Origin of the sequence: Maribacter orientalis (genome assembly GCF_900109345.1) — a bacterium.
GTDB lineage: Bacteria > Bacteroidota > Bacteroidia > Flavobacteriales > Flavobacteriaceae > Maribacter > Maribacter orientalis.
In genome coordinates this window covers 230,036-251,175 of the sequence record NZ_FNZN01000003.1, presented here as the reverse complement: position 1 = coordinate 251,175, position 21,140 = coordinate 230,036, and the positions used below count along the sequence as shown (strand labels likewise).

General features: G+C 35.1%; 17 protein-coding genes. 4 read left to right on the top strand and 13 right to left on the bottom strand.

From position 1 onward, the window contains the following. Positions 1-60: 60 nt before the first annotated feature. The 3 genes from BMY56_RS08140 to BMY56_RS08130 all read right to left on the bottom strand — a co-directional run bounded on the left by BMY56_RS08140 (position 61) and on the right by BMY56_RS08130 (position 4,529). Positions 61-2,295 (bottom strand): DUF7133 domain-containing protein, encoded by a 2,235-nt coding sequence (locus tag BMY56_RS08140; RefSeq protein WP_091622455.1) that lies wholly within the window; start codon positions 2,293-2,295, stop codon positions 61-63. Positions 2,296-2,377: 82 nt separating this feature from the next. Next, complete coding sequence (uxuA, locus tag BMY56_RS08135) at positions 2,378-3,574, bottom strand: mannonate dehydratase (RefSeq protein ID WP_091622452.1); 1,197 nt, start codon at positions 3,572-3,574, stop codon at positions 2,378-2,380. Between the two features lie 136 nt (positions 3,575-3,710). Then, positions 3,711-4,529, bottom strand: a complete 819-nt coding sequence (locus BMY56_RS08130; RefSeq protein ID WP_091622449.1) for an SDR family oxidoreductase — start codon at positions 4,527-4,529, stop codon at positions 3,711-3,713. A gap of 382 nt (positions 4,530-4,911) precedes the next feature. Between BMY56_RS08130 and BMY56_RS08125 the strand changes: the two genes are divergently transcribed. After that, complete coding sequence (locus BMY56_RS08125) at positions 4,912-5,742, top strand: DMT family transporter (RefSeq protein WP_262493780.1); 831 nt, start codon at positions 4,912-4,914, stop codon at positions 5,740-5,742. A gap of 81 nt (positions 5,743-5,823) precedes the next feature. On the opposite strand, the gene BMY56_RS08120 is transcribed toward BMY56_RS08125, so the two are convergent. Further along, positions 5,824-6,015, bottom strand: coding sequence for a hypothetical protein (locus tag BMY56_RS08120; protein ID WP_091622444.1), 192 nt, complete (start codon positions 6,013-6,015; stop codon positions 5,824-5,826). A 265-nt stretch (positions 6,016-6,280) separates the two neighbouring features. On the opposite strand from BMY56_RS08120, the gene BMY56_RS08115 reads away from it, so the two are divergent. Beyond that, a complete protein-coding gene (locus BMY56_RS08115) occupies positions 6,281-6,817 on the top strand; it encodes a lipid-binding SYLF domain-containing protein (RefSeq protein WP_091622442.1) in 537 nt (178 codons plus the stop codon). Between the two features lie 56 nt (positions 6,818-6,873). Here BMY56_RS08115 and BMY56_RS08110 read toward each other — a convergent pair whose 3' ends face one another. From BMY56_RS08110 to BMY56_RS08080, 7 genes are all read right to left on the bottom strand, one after another. Continuing rightward, complete coding sequence (locus tag BMY56_RS08110) at positions 6,874-7,692, bottom strand: glucose 1-dehydrogenase (protein WP_091622439.1); 819 nt, start codon at positions 7,690-7,692, stop codon at positions 6,874-6,876. Positions 7,693-7,859: 167 nt separating this feature from the next. Beyond that, entirely contained in the window at positions 7,860-9,479 is a 1,620-nt protein-coding gene (locus tag BMY56_RS08105) for a sodium:solute symporter (protein ID WP_091622436.1), read from the bottom strand. 9 nt (positions 9,480-9,488) lie between these two features. Then, positions 9,489-10,592: an aldose epimerase family protein gene (locus BMY56_RS08100; RefSeq protein WP_245737179.1), complete on the bottom strand. Its 1,104-nt coding sequence runs from the start codon at positions 10,590-10,592 to the stop codon at positions 9,489-9,491. Between the two features lie 94 nt (positions 10,593-10,686). Beyond that, positions 10,687-12,198: an L-arabinose isomerase gene (gene araA, locus BMY56_RS08095; protein WP_394332497.1), complete on the bottom strand. Its 1,512-nt coding sequence runs from the start codon at positions 12,196-12,198 to the stop codon at positions 10,687-10,689. 16 nt (positions 12,199-12,214) lie between these two features. Next, positions 12,215-12,916 carry an L-ribulose-5-phosphate 4-epimerase gene (locus BMY56_RS08090; RefSeq protein ID WP_091623235.1) on the bottom strand — a complete coding sequence of 234 codons (702 nt, stop codon included), beginning with the start codon at positions 12,914-12,916 and terminating at the stop codon, positions 12,215-12,217. A gap of 4 nt (positions 12,917-12,920) precedes the next feature. After that, complete coding sequence (locus BMY56_RS08085) at positions 12,921-14,597, bottom strand: ribulokinase (protein ID WP_091622431.1); 1,677 nt, start codon at positions 14,595-14,597, stop codon at positions 12,921-12,923. Positions 14,598-14,645: 48 nt separating this feature from the next. Beyond that, positions 14,646-16,199 (bottom strand): alpha-N-arabinofuranosidase, encoded by a 1,554-nt coding sequence (locus tag BMY56_RS08080; protein WP_091622429.1) that lies wholly within the window; start codon positions 16,197-16,199, stop codon positions 14,646-14,648. Positions 16,200-16,413: 214 nt separating this feature from the next. On the opposite strand from BMY56_RS08080, the gene BMY56_RS08075 reads away from it, so the two are divergent. Next, a complete protein-coding gene (locus BMY56_RS08075; RefSeq protein WP_091622426.1) occupies positions 16,414-17,106 on the top strand; it encodes an NUDIX hydrolase in 693 nt (230 codons plus the stop codon). A gap of 5 nt (positions 17,107-17,111) precedes the next feature. Here BMY56_RS08075 and BMY56_RS08070 read toward each other — a convergent pair whose 3' ends face one another. Then, entirely contained in the window at positions 17,112-18,098 is a 987-nt protein-coding gene (locus BMY56_RS08070) for an alpha/beta hydrolase (protein WP_245737178.1), read from the bottom strand. Between the two features lie 382 nt (positions 18,099-18,480). On the opposite strand from BMY56_RS08070, the gene BMY56_RS08065 reads away from it, so the two are divergent. Next, positions 18,481-19,503, top strand: coding sequence for a LacI family DNA-binding transcriptional regulator (locus BMY56_RS08065; protein ID WP_091622423.1), 1,023 nt, complete (start codon positions 18,481-18,483; stop codon positions 19,501-19,503). 18 nt (positions 19,504-19,521) lie between these two features. On the opposite strand, the gene BMY56_RS08060 is transcribed toward BMY56_RS08065, so the two are convergent. Further along, complete coding sequence (locus BMY56_RS08060; protein ID WP_091622419.1) at positions 19,522-21,138, bottom strand: UxaA family hydrolase; 1,617 nt, start codon at positions 21,136-21,138, stop codon at positions 19,522-19,524. Positions 21,139-21,140: the final 2 nt, after the last annotated feature.

The following is a 21,140-nucleotide window of genomic DNA, read 5'->3' as shown; positions in this document are numbered from 1 at the left end:
AACTTAAAATCATCAATTAAAAAAAATATTTTAGATGTTAATTTTCTTTTATAAGTAGATTTACTTATCAAGAGCTTTTAATTCCTCTTCAGTAAATTCCATCCCAGAAGCAGATTTTATACTTCTAAGCTTATTAATATGCACTTTACGCAATGTTTTGGGAACATCAGAAAAAGCATTGGTAACATATGATATTATGTCGGCAATATCTTTATCTGAAATAGATTCATTTCTTATTAGACCCGGCATTGCCAAATTCATATTGTATTCTTCACCGTTTACATGTACAGGACCTTCTAAGCCATGTAGTAGTATTAGCGCTAAACGTGCTGTATTTTTCACGTGCTCAGAATTCATTAAAGGAGGCGCTAGCCCTTCTATGCCTTTTCCGTCGGACCCATGGCATGATGCACAAATTTGGAAAAACATTTTTGACCCACTAGTTCTGTTATCTTCTTTAATTTTTTTTCTAGTATAAATTGAATTTAGATTACCCTGTTTTTTATCTGAAATACTCCTGACAAGCTTATTTACAAATTCAGTATGCTTCAGGGTATCCATTATCGCTTTATTACTAGAAATTAAGGTATCAACACCGGTCAATCCACTAACTACCGCTTCAGTAATAGTGCTATTAAGTTTTCTTCTTTTTAAAATCTCCAACATAATTGGAGTAAACTTATCTTCATTAAGGGCTATCCAACTTCCTATTGAACCACCCAAATAAACATCCAAACCAAGTTTATTTTTCTTCAAAATTGAATTAAAAACACTAACTGCCTTTTCTATATTTTCTTCGGAAACAAAATGTTGTGATAGCACAAGGGCATGAGCAATAGCCTCAAGATTATCGGTGTTCATAACCTCCACTAAGAAATCAAATGACAATGCGTCCCAACCTTCTAGAACATATAAAGCATGTATTTGGCTTAATTTATTTTTGGAGTTGAGTGCTACATCCTTAACTGCGTCAATAGTCTGGGTTAATCCTTTAAAAATCAAATAATGTTGTGCTCGGTCACGAATCCATCCGTTTTTATTGGATAACAGAGAAATTAGTTCTGTTCCGTTCAAATTATCAAAATCAGGAATGATATCAGCCATAGCATCCACATGATTTACTTTTAATATTCTTCCAAAATTGACCAACGTATCTAACCTATCCTCTTTTACTTTTTCTCTTAGATAAGGACTCATATATGCTTGATGACCAATAATACCACGATGCATATCAACAATATACATACTGCCTTCTGGACCATTCTTTAAACTTACCGGACGGAAGCCTTCATCAGAAGAAGTTAAAAATTCTTTATTCTGCCAAGCTTGTTTTGCAATGACTGAATCACCAGTAAAATTCAAAAGCGCTCTTTTCACCAAATTACCTTCTGGTATAGATATAAAAACATTCTGATCATACGATTCTGTAAACGCACCTCCTCTATAAACCAATGGACTACAGGCAGCAGTTGCATTTACTAATATACTGTCAGCATTTAAAACACCTTTCGCATATCCCCTATTTACTGCAGCGGTATGGACTGGATATACTCTTTGGTCAGTTGTCAGAAGCTTATCAACACTAGATTTTGGTGTAAAGTATTTATTATTTATTACGGTATTTGGCAAAACATAATCGCCCAATAGTATTCTTGAATTATCATTGTAATATAACCTTCCAAAATTATCATGGGTAATACCCCATTGTCCTCTAAAGGTTGTTGGTTCTTTTTTCCAAACACCATTTGTTCGCCTATATCTAAAATTCGATTTGGCATTATAAATCCAATTATCAATATTTAATTCTAATCCATTTGGTTGATGTTCAGGATTACCTTCTACCGCATAAACAGAATCTACCAGAATTTTATTGACAGGTTGATCATCTTCAATTTCAACAAACCATAAATAGGGTGGTTCGGCATAAAGTAAGCCACCATATACATGTGCCAATGCACGAGGCATTACTAAATTATCCATGAAAATTTTCGAATGGTCGGCTACTCCATCCTTGTCCAAATCTTCTAGAATTAGGATACTCCCAGTTGGGTCTTCTTCACCTGAGCCGTGAATATCATTCATATAACCAGGCATTTGGGCCACCCATATTCTACCTTTGCCATCAAAATCTATAGCAACGGGTGCTTTCAAAAGTGGTTCTGCAGCAATAACTTCTAATTCAAACCCTTCTTCAATTTTATAGGAATCTAATGAAACTCTCATTTTCTTATTAGAGGATTCACATGAGCATAAAACATAACCAAGGGTGAAAAATAAAATAAGCTTAAAACGCATGAAATAAATAAATTTAGACAACATAATAATGACCTGAATATACAGAGATATAACTCTGATTTAAACTAAATATTCAGGAACTTTAAACTTGAAGACCTTCTCGTATACCTTTCTCCAAACCTGTTAATTGTGCAAGACCCATTGCTCTACCGATTAAGGAATAACCAGAATAAAATGCATTTTGGCGCCTTTTGTCATCTAATAAAACATGACCATGATCCGGTCTCATCGGAATACTAATAATACCGTTGCCAGTCTTTTTCCGCAACTGTTGTTGCTTTATAATAGCTTTCATCACTTTTTCAATTGGCACTGAACCGTTAAGATGATCTGCTTCATAAAAACTGCCATCTTCTTCTCGCATGACATTCCTTAAATGAATAAAATGAATTTTATCACCAAAATCATCGATTATCTTTACCAAATCATTATTTGCAGATGCACCTAACGAGCCAGAGCAAAAAGTAAGTCCATTACTTGGTGATGGGCAACATTCTAATAAAAATTTAATTTCTTCGTAATTAGAAACAATTCTTGGTACACCAAATACAGAAAATGGTGGGTCATCTGGATGAATAGCCATACGGACACCAATTTTTTCAGCTTCAGGAATAACGGCATTTAAAAAATAAGACAAATTATCTTGAAGTTGTTTTTTAGAGATTTTTAAAACTGTAGCATGATTGGCTTTAAAATCTTCTAATGCAATTAGCTTTCTAGAGCCTGGCATTCCGGACAAAATGGATTCTTCTAGTTTCCTTTTCCCAAAGTCCGTAAGTCCATTAAAGTAAGTTTTCGTTTCATCATATACTTCTTTAGTGTATGATTCTTTTGCGTTTTCTCGTTCTAAAATGAATAAATCAAAAGCTGCTGCAGAAATTGGGCTATATCGTAAAGCCGACGCACCTGTTGGTAAAATAAAATCCAAATCGGTACGTGTCCAATCTATCAATTGCATAAAATTATAGCATACATCGTATATACCTTTTTCAGCAAGATTTTTAAGCGTTTGAATGTAATTGGCAATATAGGTATCCCTTTCTGGTAGTCCGTATTTAATTGCCGAATGAATATTGACACTTTCAACTACCGCCCATTCCATACCATGGGCCACAATTTCAGATTTTAATGTAGCAATCGTTTCTGAAGGCCACACCTCACCAATTGGAACTTTTTGACATGCAGCTACAATTCCCTCTACACCCAATTGTTTTATATCTGATAAGGTTACTCCAAATTCAGGACCGAACCAGCGAAAGGTCTTCTTTAAATAATCCATACTTTTTACTTACAAATAAATGATTCTAAAGGATAATACCTTTATAAATACTGAATACAATCGATTACAAAATAAAGTATTTAAATACGATTCAAAAGCTATAAAACCGCATAGTTATTTCTATATAAAATATTGGCTATACACCTGAAAATGAACTAAAACCACCATCAACGTCGTAAACACTACCAGTAACAAAACTAGAAGCGTCACTTAACAAATAGTGCACCATACCATTAAGTTCTGAAGCATCACCAAAACGCCCCATAGGTGTATTTTTAATTATGCTGTTACCTCTTTCAGTATAAGTACCATCATCATTAGTTAACAATCTTCTGTTTTGATTGCCAATAAAAAAACCCGGCGCAATGGCATTCACTCTTATTTTATCTCCGTGTTTAGAGGCAAGCTCATTTGCCATCCATTTTGTAAAAATATCTATGGCTCCTTTTGCCATTGAATAACCCAATACCCTAGAAATACTTTGCTTAGCGGCCATTGAAGAAATATTTATTATGGAACCATAACCCTGCTCTACCATTAATTGGCTCAATATAATTGTTGGAATCACAGTACCAAATAAATTAATATCGACTACTTTTTGGGTATCCCCCATTGCTATATCTTGAATCGTCTGATCAGGTTTCAATGTTGCTCCAGGTATGTTTCCACCAGCAAGGTTTACGAGTCCGTCTAAATGGTTGAATTCTTTTTTTATTTCTTTCCTTAATGTAGTAAGTTGCCCCTCATTCATAACATCTACCTTAAAAATATGGGTGCTGTTGGTTACTATAGCATTCAATTCATCTTGCTTAGCCTTTAACTTGTCTTCTGATCTGCCAAGTAATAATACATTTGCCCCATTTTTAACAAGGTATTCAGCAATTGAACCTCCAAGAGTACCAGTACCTCCAGAAAGTGCGTAATTCCTATTTTTTAAAGATAATAACTCGTTCATATATATATTTCTTTTATTCTAAAGGATTTAATTCAAAATTTTTTTAATGCTATTATTGTAAATCGCTAACCACCTCTAACACCTTATCTACAAAATGAAATTCTACAGTTTTCTAACGATAAAAAACGTAGCTTCTTTACTATTTACCTTTGCTATGCCAAGTTAAGGGATTTCTTAAAATGAACTCGTGAATTATAGTCTTTATAAAAACTAGATTCCCAATTTATTAACTGAATTCAATTATTACAATCAATGAACCATGGCTTTTTTACCCAATAATATTATCAGTTTGATGAAAATTATACCCATTCTAATATTTTCTAGTATAGAGTAGCTTATTTACTCTCCACACCTGTAACTTTGCCTACTATTTCAATAGACCGTGAAGAAAGCAATTCTCTTTATGATTATAAGCACGTTTTCATTCAGTTTAATGAATTCGTTTGTAAAATACCTCAGTTATTATCCGACCTTTGAAATTGTTTTTTTCAGAACAGCTGGCTCTTTACTATTAGGAACTACCTATATTTTGATTAAAGGAATTCCAATCTTAGGTAACAGTAGAAGATTACTGATTTTTAGAGCTTTAGCCGGGATAACCGCTATGAGTCTTTTTTTTATGTCATTGCAATATTTACCTGTAGGCACAGCCGTTTCCCTGAGGTACCTGGCACCAATATATGCCGCAGTTTTTGCTATTTTTTTACTAAATGAGAAACTAAAAACTATTCAATGGTTTCTCTTTTTATTAGCATTTAGTGGAGTGTTGGTTTTAAAAGGTTTTGACCAAGAACTCAATACAACAGGTCTGCTGTTAGTTTTAGTTGCTTCAGTCTTTAGTGGACTGGTTTATGTTCTTATACGTAAAATAGGCAATAGCGACCATCCATTAGTAATTGTAAATTATTTCATGTTTATCGGCACAGTAATTGGCGGTGTATTAAGTATAAAAGGATGGATTCAACCGAAAGAAAATGATTGGTTATTATTATTAAGCCTCGGTATTTTTGGATTCTTCGGACAAGTATTCATGACCAAAGCTTTTCAAATAGCTAAGACCAATTTAGTTGCTCCACTTAAATATATTGAAGTAATATTTACGATTTTGATAGGAGTTACTTGGTTCCATGATATATATTCCATTTGGAGCCTAATGGGAATTCTAATGATTATCGCCGCCTTGGTAGCCAATGTGATAATTGGTAAACAATAAATACATCTGTTACATATCAAAATAAAAAAAGCCACCGAATATATAGTTTCGGTAGCATATAGTTATGGTCAGAAATTTCTATTATTTTCGAGCAGATTCCTGCTCAGCTAAACTATTATTAACATCATTTAATGAGTTTACTATTACCGTTGTTACCTCATCTTGTATCTCCTCAGAATAGTTTAAGTAATAAACAGCAGACAACATTAGTGTTAATGCTAACATTAAATTCACAATCATTTTAGAATCGAAGAAATTATCTCTTTTGTCCATATCAGTATGTGTCTGGTTTACAGTAGAAATATAAATCGAAAAAATTAAATTAACAAATTTTTAAGAAAAATATTAAAATTATTCTGTGCTACAAAACAGTTACTGCTTTAAGGAAAGATGAAATATTAACTTTTATTTAACTGATTTACAAAACGTTAGAATGCAAATACATTAAAATTCATATCAAAAAAGATACATTAGATAATTTATCATTTCTAATTTTACAGTGACAGTTTAATCAAAAAAAAATTAATAAATAGAACACATGAAAATCTTAAAATCAATTACGTTAACTACACTGCTATTTTTAGCCATTGGTCTAAATGCACAAAACAAGAAAGACCAAAAGATAATAAAAGATGCAAATAAAGCTAAAGACAAGCTAATGAAAATGGAAGTGGGCCTAGACCACTTTTTTAAGAATTCAGCCGGATATGTGGTATTCCCTAATGTTGGTAAAGGCGGATTCATTATTGGTGGCGCTTCTGGAAATGGAGTAGTTTATGAAAACGGAATTATGATAGGAATGGCCAATTTAAAAAAATTAAGTGTAGGTCTACAGGCAGGTGGTCAAGCAATTACTGAAATTATATTCTTTGAAACAGAAGCTGACTTAGCAAAATTTAAAGAAGGTGATTTTGAATTTTCAGCTGAAGCCTCAGCAGTTGCTTTAAAATCTGGTATTGCAGTTAATGCAAAGTATAGAGATGGCGTTGCAGTTTTTGCACTACCAAAAGCAGGGCTAATGGCAGATGCATCAATTGGGGGTCAAAAGTTCGATTATAAGCCAATGACGAATTAATCCATTTAGAATGAAATAAGAAAGCCGCCTGTTAGGCGGCTTTCTTATTTTTAATATTATCCATTTGCGGTAAAACCTGGGTAACAGGTCATCCCTCCATCAACAAATATGGTCGTTCCATTTATATATTCAGATTCATCTGATGCCAACCAACTGGCTACACTGCCAATATCATCAGGAATTCCAATTTCTTTGTATGGAATTAATTTCAACATACTTTCCCTACCCTCTTTAGTACTCCAAACATCTTTATTTATATCTGTTTTTATAGCACCCGGTGCTATTGAGTTACATCGTATTTTATCTGGACCGTATTCTTGACAAATAGTTTGCATCAACATTACCAAACCTCCTTTAGATGCGGCATAGTTCGCATGACCTGCCCAAGGAATTACTTCATGTACAGAACTCATATGAATTATCTTGCCTAAAGATTTTGAAATCTCTAGTCGTATTCCTCTTCTTTTGAATTCAATTATTGCCTCTTTGGCACAAAGAAACTGTCCGGTTAAATTTACGTCTATAACTCTTTGCCAATCTTTCAATGGCATTTCGTGTAATGGATGGTCTAGTTGCATCCCGGCATTGGCTACACATACATCAACGGTACCAAATTCAGCTATGCCCTTTTTGAACATAGATTTAACCTCATCTTCCTTACTAACATCACATTTAACTACAATAGCATTACCGCATTCAGATTTAGAGCTTATCCAATGTGCAACTTCCTCAGCGTCTTCTTTACTACTATGATAGTTGATAACCATATTGGCACCTTCCATAGCCATTGCCTTTGCTACGGCCTCTCCTATACCATCACTAGAACCGGTAACAATACAAGTTTGTCCTTCTAATCTTTTATTCGGTTTTTGCATATCTTCATTTTAGTACTCTAAAGTTAGTTCACAAAATGTCGATTGATGATCGTTATAATTAAAATTTTTGACGCACGATATTTATACTAAAATATAAATGAAAAAAGCTGATAATGCTCTCAAAATCTGAAAACACTATCAACTTTTAATTGCGATTAAAAGTGATATTATTTACCGTTAAAAAATATCATAATACCTATTACAATTAGTATAATTATAATGGAAACCATCACATCTACCCAATTATAACTACTCTTGTTTTTATTCTTTTCTTCCTCCGTTATGGTACCAAAAGTTAGGTTTACAATTTGTTCTTGATCTGGCGCTTTTGTCAATAAACTAACTACTACCATGAAAATCAAACAAAACAAAAAGAACCATGCTCCAAAGCTTAAGAAATTCATATCCCCCAGATAAAATAAGATTCCATCTGGATCTAAACTTCCTTTTACCAATTCTAAGGATATTCGGATAAAGGCTACTACAATACCCATTACCAAGGTATAAAAGGCACCTGTAGCATTTATTCGCTTATAGAAAATACCTAATAAGAAAACAGCTGTTATTGGTGGCGCAATATACGATTGAACACTCTGTAGATATTCATACAACACACCAGAAATATTTGCCATAATAGGAATCCAAATAATTCCTATAATGACCACAAATACTGTAGCAATTTGACCTGTTCTCACCAATTTCTTTTCTGGAGTATTGGGTCTCAATTTTTTATAAACATCAACTGTAAAAAGCGTAGAACAAGAGTTGAATACCGAAGCCAATGAACTCATTAAAGCAGCTAGTAATCCTGCAGCAACTAGACCTCGTAAGCCAGATGGCAATAAATTACTCATCAATACAGGGAACGCCTCATCTGGATTATCCCATTGTAATTCACCTCGCATTTTCAAGGTCAACGCTATAACCCCAGGAATTAAAAACAAAAAGACAGGTAAAAGCTTTAATAAGGCCCCAAAAATAGTACCGCGCCTACCCTCTTTAATGTTTCTTGCAGTTAAGGTTCTTTGCACAATATATTGATCCGTACACCAATACCAAATACCTACTATTGTACTGGTAATGAAAAGCGATGGCCAAGGAAAATCTGGATCTGTTGCAGGTCGCCACATATTAAAATATTCAGGTCCTAAGGTATCTACCATACTTCCCCAGCCCCCAACTTTATCTAAACCGATAAAAGTTAAAACTGCTGCACCAACAACCAAAAGAATTGCCTGAAGTGTTTCTGTATAAACCACTGCACGCATTCCACCTAAAACAGTATAAATCCCTGTTAATACAACCGTTGCAATGGCACCCGTCCAAAAATCAATACCCAACAAGGCAGAAACCACTACACCACCAGCATAAATGGTTACTGAAATTTTCGTAAGTACATAAGCCACTATTGAAAATATAGATAATACCCATCTTGATCTTGCATCAAAGCGTTTCTCCAAAAACTCTGGCATCGTAAAAACACCACTTCTAGCATAAAATGGTAAAAATACCCAACCCAACATCAATACTACCCACGCATGTATTTCATAAATAAGCAAGGGAAGTTTATTACTTGCACCCGTACCTGCTAAACCAACTACATGCTCCGAACCAATGTTTGATGCAAATATTGAGGCACCTACCACGAACCAACCGATATTTCTACCGGCTAAAAAATAATCTTCTGTATTGTCTTCTTTCTTTCGAATAACCCAAACGGCTATTCCGACCAGTACTAAAAAGTAAAGTAAAATACTAATCCAGTCTAAATTGTCTAATTGTTGCATGCTAATGGTTTATTTGGTAGAAAACTTAAAGGTAGTTTTGGTTGAATATTTATCTCCTGGTTCTAAAGTAACAGAAGGAAATTTTGGTTGATTTGGAGAATCTGGATAATGTTGTGTTTCTAAACAAAATCCGCTTCTCTTAATGTATGTTCCACCGTTTGGTGCCGGCAGTGTTCCATCTAAAAAATTACCTGTGTAAAATTGTATGCCGGGTTCATCGGTTAGCACCTCTAATGTGCGACCAGACTCTGGGTGATATGCTTTGGCTACTGAACGATAACCAGATTCATAATCGTTCAATACCCAACAATGGTCAAACCCACCTCCGAGTTCTATTTGTTCATTTTCTGCATTTATGTCTTGGCTTATTAGTTTTGCCTTTCTAAAATCGAAAGGTGTACCTTCTACCGTTGCTAAATCTCCTGTCGGTATTAACCCACTATCGACAGGAATGTATGTGTCAGCATTAATTTCTATTTCATGATCCAGAATCGTTTGTGAAAAATTACCAGAAAGATTAAAGTATGAATGCTGGGTAAGGTTAACGACAGTAGTTTTATCTGTTGTAGCTTCGTACAAGACGTCCAAACTATTATCAGGATTTAATGTATAAGTTACCATAGTAGTTAAGTTACCCGGAAAACCTTCTTCCATATCCTTACTTAAATAACTAAGCTTCAAAACCCCCTTATCACCCTCATTTACCTCTATTACCTTCCACACAACCTTGTCAAATCCTTTCAAACCCCCATGCAAATTATTCTCTCCATTGTTTTTAGCCAAGGTATATTCTGTACCATTTAAGCTGAATTTACCTTTAGCTATTCGGTTACCGTAACGACCTACCAATGCTCCAAAAAATGGATTATCTTTTTCATATTGTTCTAAATTCTCAAAACCTAAAACAACATTCTCTAAGTTTCCTTTTTTATCTTGAGATTTTATAGAAGTAATACGGCCACCATAAGTTATGATATCAACCTCAAATCCACTTTTATTTTTAAGGGTAAATAATTCAACTGTTTCACCACTTTTCGCTACCCCGTAATCACTTCTTTCAACTTTGATTGTCTTAGCTACTTCTTTTGACATTTCTTCGCTGCCTTTTTTCATTGTTTTTTCTTTACAGTTTATGTTCAGCATTAAAATGCCAAATAACATAAATAAATAACAGGTTTTGGTGATTGGTTTCATATTTTAAGAATTATTACAAATTATTTTTGAATAAATGAAAATACGCCTCATTGGCATTTAATTGATTTTTAAATTCACGAATCGTCGTATTCTTATCGATTACTACCAATTCAATACCTGCCATTTCTGCAAAATCTTCCATAAATTCAGTAGTCAGCGCTTGAGAATAAACAGTATGATGAGCTCCGCCAGCCAATATCCAAGATGTAGCTGCAACCTCTAAATCGGGTTTTGCATCCCAAAGCACTCTTGCTACTGGCAAATTAGGCAATTTACCCATTGGCTCTACAGCCTCTACTTCATTGACCACCAACCTAAAACGATTACCTAAATCTACTAGTGACACATTAATTGCAGGTCCTGCAGGTGAATTAAAAACCAAACGTACCGGATCTTCTTTACCTCCTATGCCTAAGGGATGTACTTCACAAGACGGTTTTCCATCTGCAATGGATGGACAGATTTCCAACATATGAGATCCCATAACATACGCCTTTTCAGGAGTAAAATGGTAGGTGTAATCTTCCATAAAAGAAGTTCCACCATTCAACCCTTTAGCCATAACTTTTAAAGCACGTAACAAAGCAGATGTTTTCCAATCTCCTTCGCCACCAAAGCCATAACCATCGGCCATTAATCGCTGTGTAGCAATACCGGGTAATTGTTTCAACTCTCCTAAGTTTTCAAATGTATCGGTAAAGGCTTTAAAACCGCCTTCATCTAAAAATGCCCTTAGCCCTAATTCTATTTTTGCAGCATCAATAAGTGATTCTCTTTTTTCTCCACCACTTTTTAGCTTTTCACTTAGCACATAACTATCCTCGTATTCTTTAACCAAAGCATCTACTTGCTTTTGGGTTAACTTATTTATGTGTTTTACCACATCAGATGAGTCATAACCATTTACAGAAAAACCAAATCGTAGTTGCGCTTCTACCTTATCACCATCTGTAACCGAAACCTCTCTCATGTTATCGCCAATTCGTGCAACGGTAAGATTCTGAAATTCATCCCACCCTAAAGCAACACGCGCCCAGTTTCCTAATTTTTGTTGAACCCTTTCTGTCTGCCAATGTCCGACAACAATTTTTCTATCTTTACGCATACGGGTCATCATATGACCAAATTCTCTATCCCCGTGTGCCGATTGATTAAGGTTCATGAAATCCATATCAATGGTTTCCCATGGTACTTCGGCATTGTATTGCGTATGTAAATGACATAAAGGTTTATTTAAAACACTCAAACCCTTAATCCACATTTTAGCGGGTGAGAACGTATGCATCCACGTAATTACCCCAATACAGTTTTTGCTTGAACTTGCTTCTAGGCAGATATCTGTAATTTCATTTGGAGTTTTAACCGTAGGTTTATAAACTATACTAACAGGTATTTCTTTTGAGAAGTTAAACCCATTAACAATGTCTTGAGAATTTTCTGCTACTTGTTTAAGAGTATCAGGTCCATATAAATGCTGGCTGCCCGTAACAAACCATATTTCCTTTTCCGCCATATTTGTAATCATCAATGTATTCTAATTATTATTGTCCGTAATAGGCATTTTTACCATGCTTACGTTCGTAATGTTTTTTTATTAAAGCATCTTTTAATCTTACCGCATTTGGGTTTATTTGCAGAGTCAAATATGCCATTTGTGCGACAGTTTCTAAGACTTTACTGTTATAAACAGCTTTAGCTGCTGTTTTACCCCATGCAAAAGGTCCGTGATTACCGATCAAAACCATTTCAACTTCTTCAGATGATAAGTTCCGTTCTTTAAAACAATCAAGAATCTGAATTCCTGTATTATGCTCGTAGTTACCTTGTATAAGGTTATCTTTCATGGGTTCGGCGCAAGGTATATCGGCAGTTAAATGATCCGCATGCGTCGTACCGAATACGGGAATATCTTTTTGGGCCTGGGCCCATGCTACCGAATACATAGCATGCGTATGTGCTATACCACCAATATGATTCCAGTTTTTATACAGAAAGGCATGTGTTTTTGTATCTGAAGAAGGTCTCATAGAGCCTTCTATAATAGTATTATCATAATCTACAATCACAATAGCATCTGGAGTTAACTTTTCGTACGGCACACCACTTGGCTTAATTGCAAAAACCCCATTTTTCCTATCAACGGCACTTACATTACCGAAAGTATAAATGACAAGCCCAAGGTTATTAAGCTCAATATTTGCTTCAAAACATTCTTCTTTAAGTGCTTTGTATTTTGAACTCATGCTTCTAATTTTTTTTAACTGAACTTTCAATAAAGTCTCCTAAGGCTGTGTAAGAATCCATTAATTTCTCATAGGTTTCAATGGTATCTTTTTGAGGGTGGTATTCTGCTTCAAACTCACTACCCATATGGGTACTTGCCTCAACAACATTTGAATAAATGCCTGATGCTACCGCTGCGTAAATTGCTGCACCTAATGCAGGGGCTTGATCAGAGGCTGCTACTTTTATAGGCGTGTTCATTACATTGGCTAAAGTCTGCATAATGTATGGCGATTTTCTTGCTACACCACCAATACCGATAACAGCATCTATTCGAACTCCTTCTTCTTTAAATCGGTCGGCAATTTTTTTGGAACCAAAACATATAGCGTTTACCAATGCCTTGAATATATGTGGCGCTTTACTCCCTAATGATAAATTTGAAATTGCACTTTTAAGATTTTGGTCGGCATCGGGTGTTCTTCTTCCGTTTATCCAATCTAAGGCTGTTGGTATACTTTCCGATAACGGAATAGCTTCTGCTGCATCTGATAATTTTCTAATGAAGTCGTTCTCGATTTCATTTTTTAAATCTATTTTTTGCTGTTCCGACAAAATAGTTGATGTCATTACCAAATTATCAATTGGCCAATCTAGCACATCTTTAAACCAAGCCAACAAATCGCCAAAGGCAGATTGACCTGCCTCTAACCCAATCAAACCAGGTATTACAGAACCATCGACTTGACCACAAATACCTTTAATAGTTTTCCCATTAATAGCATCATTAGTTGCCACCATGATATCACATGTAGAGGTACCCATTACCCTCACTAGGGCATTCTTATCTATTTTGGCACCTACTGCACCTGAATGTGCATCGAACGTACCGACCGCGATAACGGTGTCGGTAGTTAAACCAAGTTTATCTGCCCATTCTTGACTTAAATTACCCGCAACCTTATCAGAAGTGTATGTTTCATTATAAAGATTATCTAGCAAATCCGCCAGATACAGGTCTACCTTTTCTAAAAATTCTTTAGGCGGAAGTCCACCCCAGCTTTCATGCCACATGGCTTTGTGACCTGCCGCGCATCGACTTCGTTTAAATGATTTTAAATCTTTATTTTCTATTAACAGATAGGTCATTAAATCGCAATGCTCCATCCATGTGAAGGCATTATTTTTAACCGCTTCATCTTCCTTAACTATATGTGCGATTTTTGCCCAAAACCACTCAGAAGAATAAATACCCCCAACATATTTAGTGTAATTTTCACCGCCCCAACTTACTCCTAATTCATTAATCAGTTCAGCTTCTTTAATCGCGGTATGATCTTTCCAAAGCACCATCATTGCATTCGGGTTCTCAGTGAAACCATCGACCATTGCCAACGGAACTCCATTTTTGCTCACTGGAACAGGTGATGAACCTGTAGTATCTATACAAATTCCTTTTACTCCTTCAGGATTTACTTTACTCTGATTCATTACAGATTTTATTGTAAACTCCAAACCTTCTATATGGTCAAGTGGATGTTGCCTAAATTGATTAATAGAAGGGTTACAATATTTTTGTTCCATCCATCTTTTGTACCAGTGGACTTCAGATGCAATCTCTTTTCCGTTTTTAGAATTTATCAATACAGCCCTAACGGAATCTGAACCATAATCTAACCCAATTACAAATGCCTTTTTCAAATCCTTGTTATTATAAAGTTATAAGTAATAAATACTTATTAAAATTTATTACATCATATCACCTTCTACAACAATTACCGAAAAAGGTGGTATAGTTAGTTCTAAAACACCTTTTGCGAATTTAAAATCCTTGAAATTTTTAGGAGTAATTTTATTCGGATTTTCAAAAGAATTATGGTCCTGTAAACTAATTGAACTTAAAATGGTACTATTGATATTCTTCAATTTGAATTCATTCAAGTCAATGACAACCGTATTACTCTTTTTGGTATCTATATTGGTAAAGGAAATATGGACTTTTTGGCTTGAATCTTTAGATGCTGAAACCGTTAGTGCAGGTAATGACTCATTATCAAAAGAATACATTGGCGAATCGAAAGATAGTGGTATCAAGGTAGCATCTTGATGTACCTTGTACATGTTCATCACATGATAGGTCGGGGTGAGAATCATCTTCTCCTTATCGGTCAAAATAACCGCCTGTAAGACATTGACCGCCTGTGCTAAATTCGCCATTTTTACGCGATCCGCATGATTATTGAAAATATTCAAGTTCATCCCCGCAATCATGGCATCTCGCATCGTATTTTGTTGGTATAGGAACCCGGGATTAGTACCTTCGGATACTTCATACCAACCACCCCATTCATCAACAATCAAATCTACTTTTTTTTCCTCATCATACTTATCCATTATGGCAGTATGCTTAACAATGAGCTCTTCCATCAACCAAGATTCCTTCATGGTCTTGAAATACGTTTCTTCATCAAAATTTACATCCGGACCTTTAGCACCCCAATCGATAACCGAATAATGGTGAAGGGCTACCCCTTGTAACATATTTTTGGGTATATTTTTCATCAATACCTCTGTCCAGTTATAATCGTCATTACTGGCCCCTGAGGCTATTTTATAAATACCACCCTCTACATCGGCATCAGACATGAACGTAACGTATTTTTTATAGATATCTGCGTAGTATTCCGGACGCATGTTACCTCCACAACCCCAAGCTTCATTTCCTATTCCCCAATATTTTACTCCCCAAGGTTCTTCCTTACCGTTCTCACGTCTTAGATCGGACATGGGGCTTTTGCCCTTAAAATTGGTGTACTGCACCCAATCTGCCAATTCCTGTACCCCGCCACTACCTACATTACCCGATAAATAAGGCTCAGCTCCTAATTCCTTACAAAGGTTCAAGAAATTGTGGGTTCCAAAACTATTATCCTCAGTTACTCCGCCCCACCAAGTGTTTACGATGGTTGGCCTTTTTTCCAAATCGCCTATCCCATCCATCCAATGGTAGGTATCCGCAAAACACCCTCCAGGCCAACGTAAATTCGGAATCTGTAATTCTTTTAAAGCTTCAATGATATCTATTCGTACGCCCTCTGAATTGGGGATGACACTATTTTCACCAACATAAAAACCCTCATAAATGCATCTACCCAAGTGCTCAGCGAAATGGCCATAAATGTGTTTGCTGATTGTTGGTGAGTTTTCAATACTAACAATTTCAATTTTTGTTTGAGCAGAAATTAATTGGGAGAAGCCAACCAAGATCAAAATTGCCCCAGACTTTAAAAAATGTTTATACATAAAGTGTATTTATTTAATGAATTGATTATTAACCTTAAATATGGAAAATAAAAATTCTAGCCATATTTAAAATCGAATTAGTGTTTTAGTTCCCTACAATTTGTTCAACAATAATAATTAAAAAAAGTGTATTTTAAACACTTATATATAAAAAATTATTACATCATAAATAAATCCCCCAAAATAATTAGCTTGCCATTCTATTAGATAAATAATGATACTTAGCACATACAATAAAGAAGACAAAGTATTACTCGCAGTCGACTGCATTATTTTTGGTTTTTTAAAAGATGAATTAAAAATTTTACTTGTACAAAGAGACTTTGAGCCTGAAAAAGGAAAATGGTCTCTTATTGGTGGTTTTCTTAAAAAAGAGGAAAATTTAGATAAGGCCGCAATAAGAATTTTACATCATTTAACAGGTCTTAAGAATATTTATATGGAACAGGTGTATACCTTTTCTAAAGTAGATAGAGATCCTGCAGAAAGAACCATATCTGTTGCTTATTATGCACTTATTGATATTGCTACACATGATGAGAAAATTTTAAAACAAAACCCTATTCAATGGTTTAATTTAAAAAATGCACCAAAGTTGATTTTTGACCATAATCGTATGGTTGAAAAAGCAATTGCAAGGTTACGCAGAAGAGCATTGAGTAAGCCAATTGGTTTTGAGCTTTTACCTGATAAGTTTACTATGCGACAGCTTCAAAAATTATATGAGGCCATTCTTGATTCTAAATTGGACAAGCGTAATTTCATTAACAAGTTCAATTCATTTGATATATTAATAAAATTGGATGAAAAAGATATGAGTTCTTCTAAAAAAGGTGCTTATCTTTTTAAGTTCGACCAAGAAAAATACAACCGAAAGGTAGAAGACGGTTTCAACTTTAAAATATAGAAATTTTAAAATACCGTTTTAAGAAATGTATCAATTCCTTTAACCGTAGGTTCAAACCAAGGGTTGTAAAGGACAAAAGAATGTGGTGCGGTCTCAAAAGAGATAACCTCAGAATAGATACTATAACTGCGTAAAATATTAATATAATCTTCCCTACCAGCATGCATTCGAGTTACCGAACTATTAATAAATAAGGTTGGAGGAGTTTTAGAATTTACATAAGTAAGTGGAGATGCCATCTTCCATAAACCTGGGTTTTCTTCCTTACTATACCCAAACCAATATGTTGCCGCAGAAATACTGTTACTATCATCTACCTCTCCACTTTCTGGATGAACAAAAGACAGTGTACCGTCTAAGTCGATAATAGCATTTACATGCGATGATATTTCTGAATTACAAATACCATTCTCGAAAAGTAGTTTATTCGCGGTGGTCCCTAAAAAAGCAGCCAATTCACCCCCGGCAGAAAAACCAGAAACTACAATTTTTTCCGGATCAATATTGTACTTAATTGCATTTTTACGCACCCAACGAATTACGGCTTTAAGATCGTAAACTGCTGAAGGGAACAATGCTTCGGTAGACAATCGATATTCTGGTGTGATGCTAACATAGCCTTTATTTGCCAATTGTTGTGCTAACGGATAATGCTGAGCTCTGTTACCTGAACGCCAACCACCACCATGAATGATAATAATGGCAGTTCTTAATGCATTGGATTGAATTTTAGGCTGAAAAACATCAAGCTTCAAAGCTCTTTCCCCAAATGAACAATAGGTAATATCCTTTTCCTCTTGAACTGTGTCGAAATCAAATTCTTTAACAATCTTAATGTATGGATGTGTTTTAATATCCTTGGCAAATGCCGAAGTAGTAGTATATGAGGTATCACGTACTCCTGTAATTCCATCAAGGTTTTGGGATGCAACGTAATTAAACATCATTGCCATTATGAACGAAATAGCATACGTCAAAATCTTAAATTTCATAAATTTTATTTACTTGACCGAAGTTGGCATAATACGCTCATCACCAAAAATTATTTTCCCAAAAATTAGGATTTTGTATTTTTAATTAAAGGTCCAATTCAAACTTTTTTAATCTTAAAATTTTCAACTACTAATTAAAATAAACCTACAATTATATAGAAAACATTTGAATTAAGAATATCTAATATCTTCAAGGAAATCTACTTTATTCGTTTACGAAAAGATTAAAATTAATAAATCATTTCAAATAGACAACGAATAGACTTTTTAATATAACTAACTCTCTCAAAATAAATTTTTGAATCAATTTCAGTTATTTTAAGAAATAGATAAACTTACCCCATTTATTAACGTTTATCGTATATTTATTATTCTATTTAAAATGAGTAAGAAAACCACCATTTACGATATTGCCAAAGAGCTACAAATCACAGCCGCTACTGTATCAAGGGCCCTAAACAACAATCCTAGAATCAGTAAGAACACACGTGAACTTGTACTTGAAACAGCGGCACGAATGAATTATAAGCAGAATAGGCTGGCTTTGGCACTCAAAAGTGGAAAGAGTAATAATATTGGTGTTGTTGTACCCTACATTAATAGAAATTTCTTTTCATCAGTTATAAGAGGCGTTGAAGACGAACTTTATCCTAAAGGCTATCATGTAATTATTTCTCAAACACATGAAGATAAGGACCGGGAGCTGAAAATTATTCAGAACTTACTTAATGCCCAAGTAGATGGCATTTTAATATCTACATCCTATACAAATGAAGAAAAAAACAAATTAGAACCTGCCCTAAAAAAATCTACACCGTTTATTTTCTTTGATAGAAAATTAGATTTTCCTGACATTAGTTCAGTTACTATAGATGACTACCAAGGGGCTTACGATGCTACTAAACATCTCATAGACCAAGGATGTAAACGAATAGCTCACTTTTATGTGAACAATGGTCTTGAACTTTATAAAAACAGATTGCTTGGTTATAAGAATGCGCTATTACAGAGCGGATTTGAAGTTGTTCCAGAATATATTATTCCCTTAAAAAATGATATGGAAGCAGGTATGGAAGCCGCAAAAACTCTCATGAATTTACCTGTACCCCCAGATGCAATTTTCTCTTCAACTGACAACAGCTTACTTGGAGCTGTAAAATATTTACAAGGATTACCCATCCACATACCTGATGATTTTTGTGTAGTAGGTTTTAGTAACGAACCGTTCACCGAATTTATGGAACCATCAATAAGTTCTGTTGACCAATCGCCAGTGGAAATGGGAAGAATGGCAGCAAAAGTATTCTTAGAACAAATGGACAGCGAACAATCGGTCAAAATTCACAAAAAAGTTATACTTCCTGCTAAATTGGTTATCAGAAAGTCTTCCAGTAAAATTCAGTAGGAATGTTTTTTATAAAATTTAAAGAGAAACTCCCCTTTTCCAAGGAATAAAATCATCTTGACCCAATACATCTGCTTTTGCCTCTATTTCACCACTGGCTACCATAACAACATACTCCAAGATCTCTTCACCCATTTGTTGTATCGTTTTCTCACCACGGATGACAGCACCTGTATCAATATCAATAATATCAGGCATACGTTCTGCTAATATTGTATTTGAAGACACTTTTAAAACAGGTGCAATAGGATTACCCGTAGGTGTACCCAAACCAGTTGTGAACACAACTATATTGGCACCAGAACCTACCATACCAGTGGTACTTTCAACATCATTCCCTGGCGTACAAAGCAGGTTCAACCCTGGCTTGGTTACATATTCACCATAGTCTAAAATAGCTACAATAGGAGAAGTGCCACCTTTTTTAGCAGCACCCGCAGATTTCATTGCGTCGGTGATTAAACCATCTTTTATATTTCCTGGAGAAGGATTCATGTCAAAACCTGAACCAGCTGCCTCTGCCGAGGCTTCATAAGCTTTCATCAATTTCATGAATCGAACGGCATCTTCATCATTGACACATCGATTAACAAGCTCCTGCTCTACACCGCATAGTTCCGGAAATTCAGAAAGAATAGGTGACCCACCAACAGCTGCAAGAATATCTGAAGCATACCCTAATGCTGGGTTTGCAGAGATTCCAGAAAAACCATCAGACCCACCACATTCCAATCCCATTTTCAATTTAGAAATAGAAGCTGGTTTACGTTCAATAGCATTCGCAGCTTTTATGCCTGCAAAAGAATCTTTTATAATCGTATTCAACATTTCATCGACGGTACCCATCTGTTGTTGCTCATAAATAAGTACCGGTTTATTTAAATTGGGGTCAATGTCATTCAAGGCATTTTTCAATAAATCGATTTGTAAATTTTGACATCCTAAACTTAAAACAGTAGCACCAGCAACATTAGGGTTTTTTACATACCCTGCTAACAATTTAGCCAAGGTTTGTGAATCTTGGCGAATACCACCACAGCCACCTTGGTGTGTAATAAATTTAACGTCAACGTTGTCGAAAGTTTCACTGCTCGTTTCTGCTTTTCCATCATTGAAGTCCGCATCATTTCCATTAATAAGATTACGTAACAATTGTCGTTGTTTACGCTCTTTACCCATAGATAATTCTTTTTCAAAAACTTCTTTAAGCACTTCTATATTTCGATTCTCACAGAAAACCAGAGGAAAAAAAAGCCACACATTTTGTGTACCCACTTGCCCGTCTGGCCTATGGTACCCCATAAATGTACGGTCTTTCCACTTAGAAATATCGGGTGCGTTCCAACTTACTGTCCTTGTCTTTTTGGTCACCAAATCGCTTTGATGTTTTACATTTTCGGTCGTTAGCACATCACCCCTTTTTATCGGAAACATGGCCTTACCTACCAGAACGCCATACATAAAGATTTGGTCCTCCTTATCCAAATCAACAAATGCAATTTTATGTTTTGCTTTCGTATCGGATAGGATATTTATCTCTTCACCTTCATATTGTACACGATCACCTTGCACCAAATCTACCAAGGCAATTGCTACATTATCTTCAGCCTGTACTTTAATCAACTTTTTCTGCATGG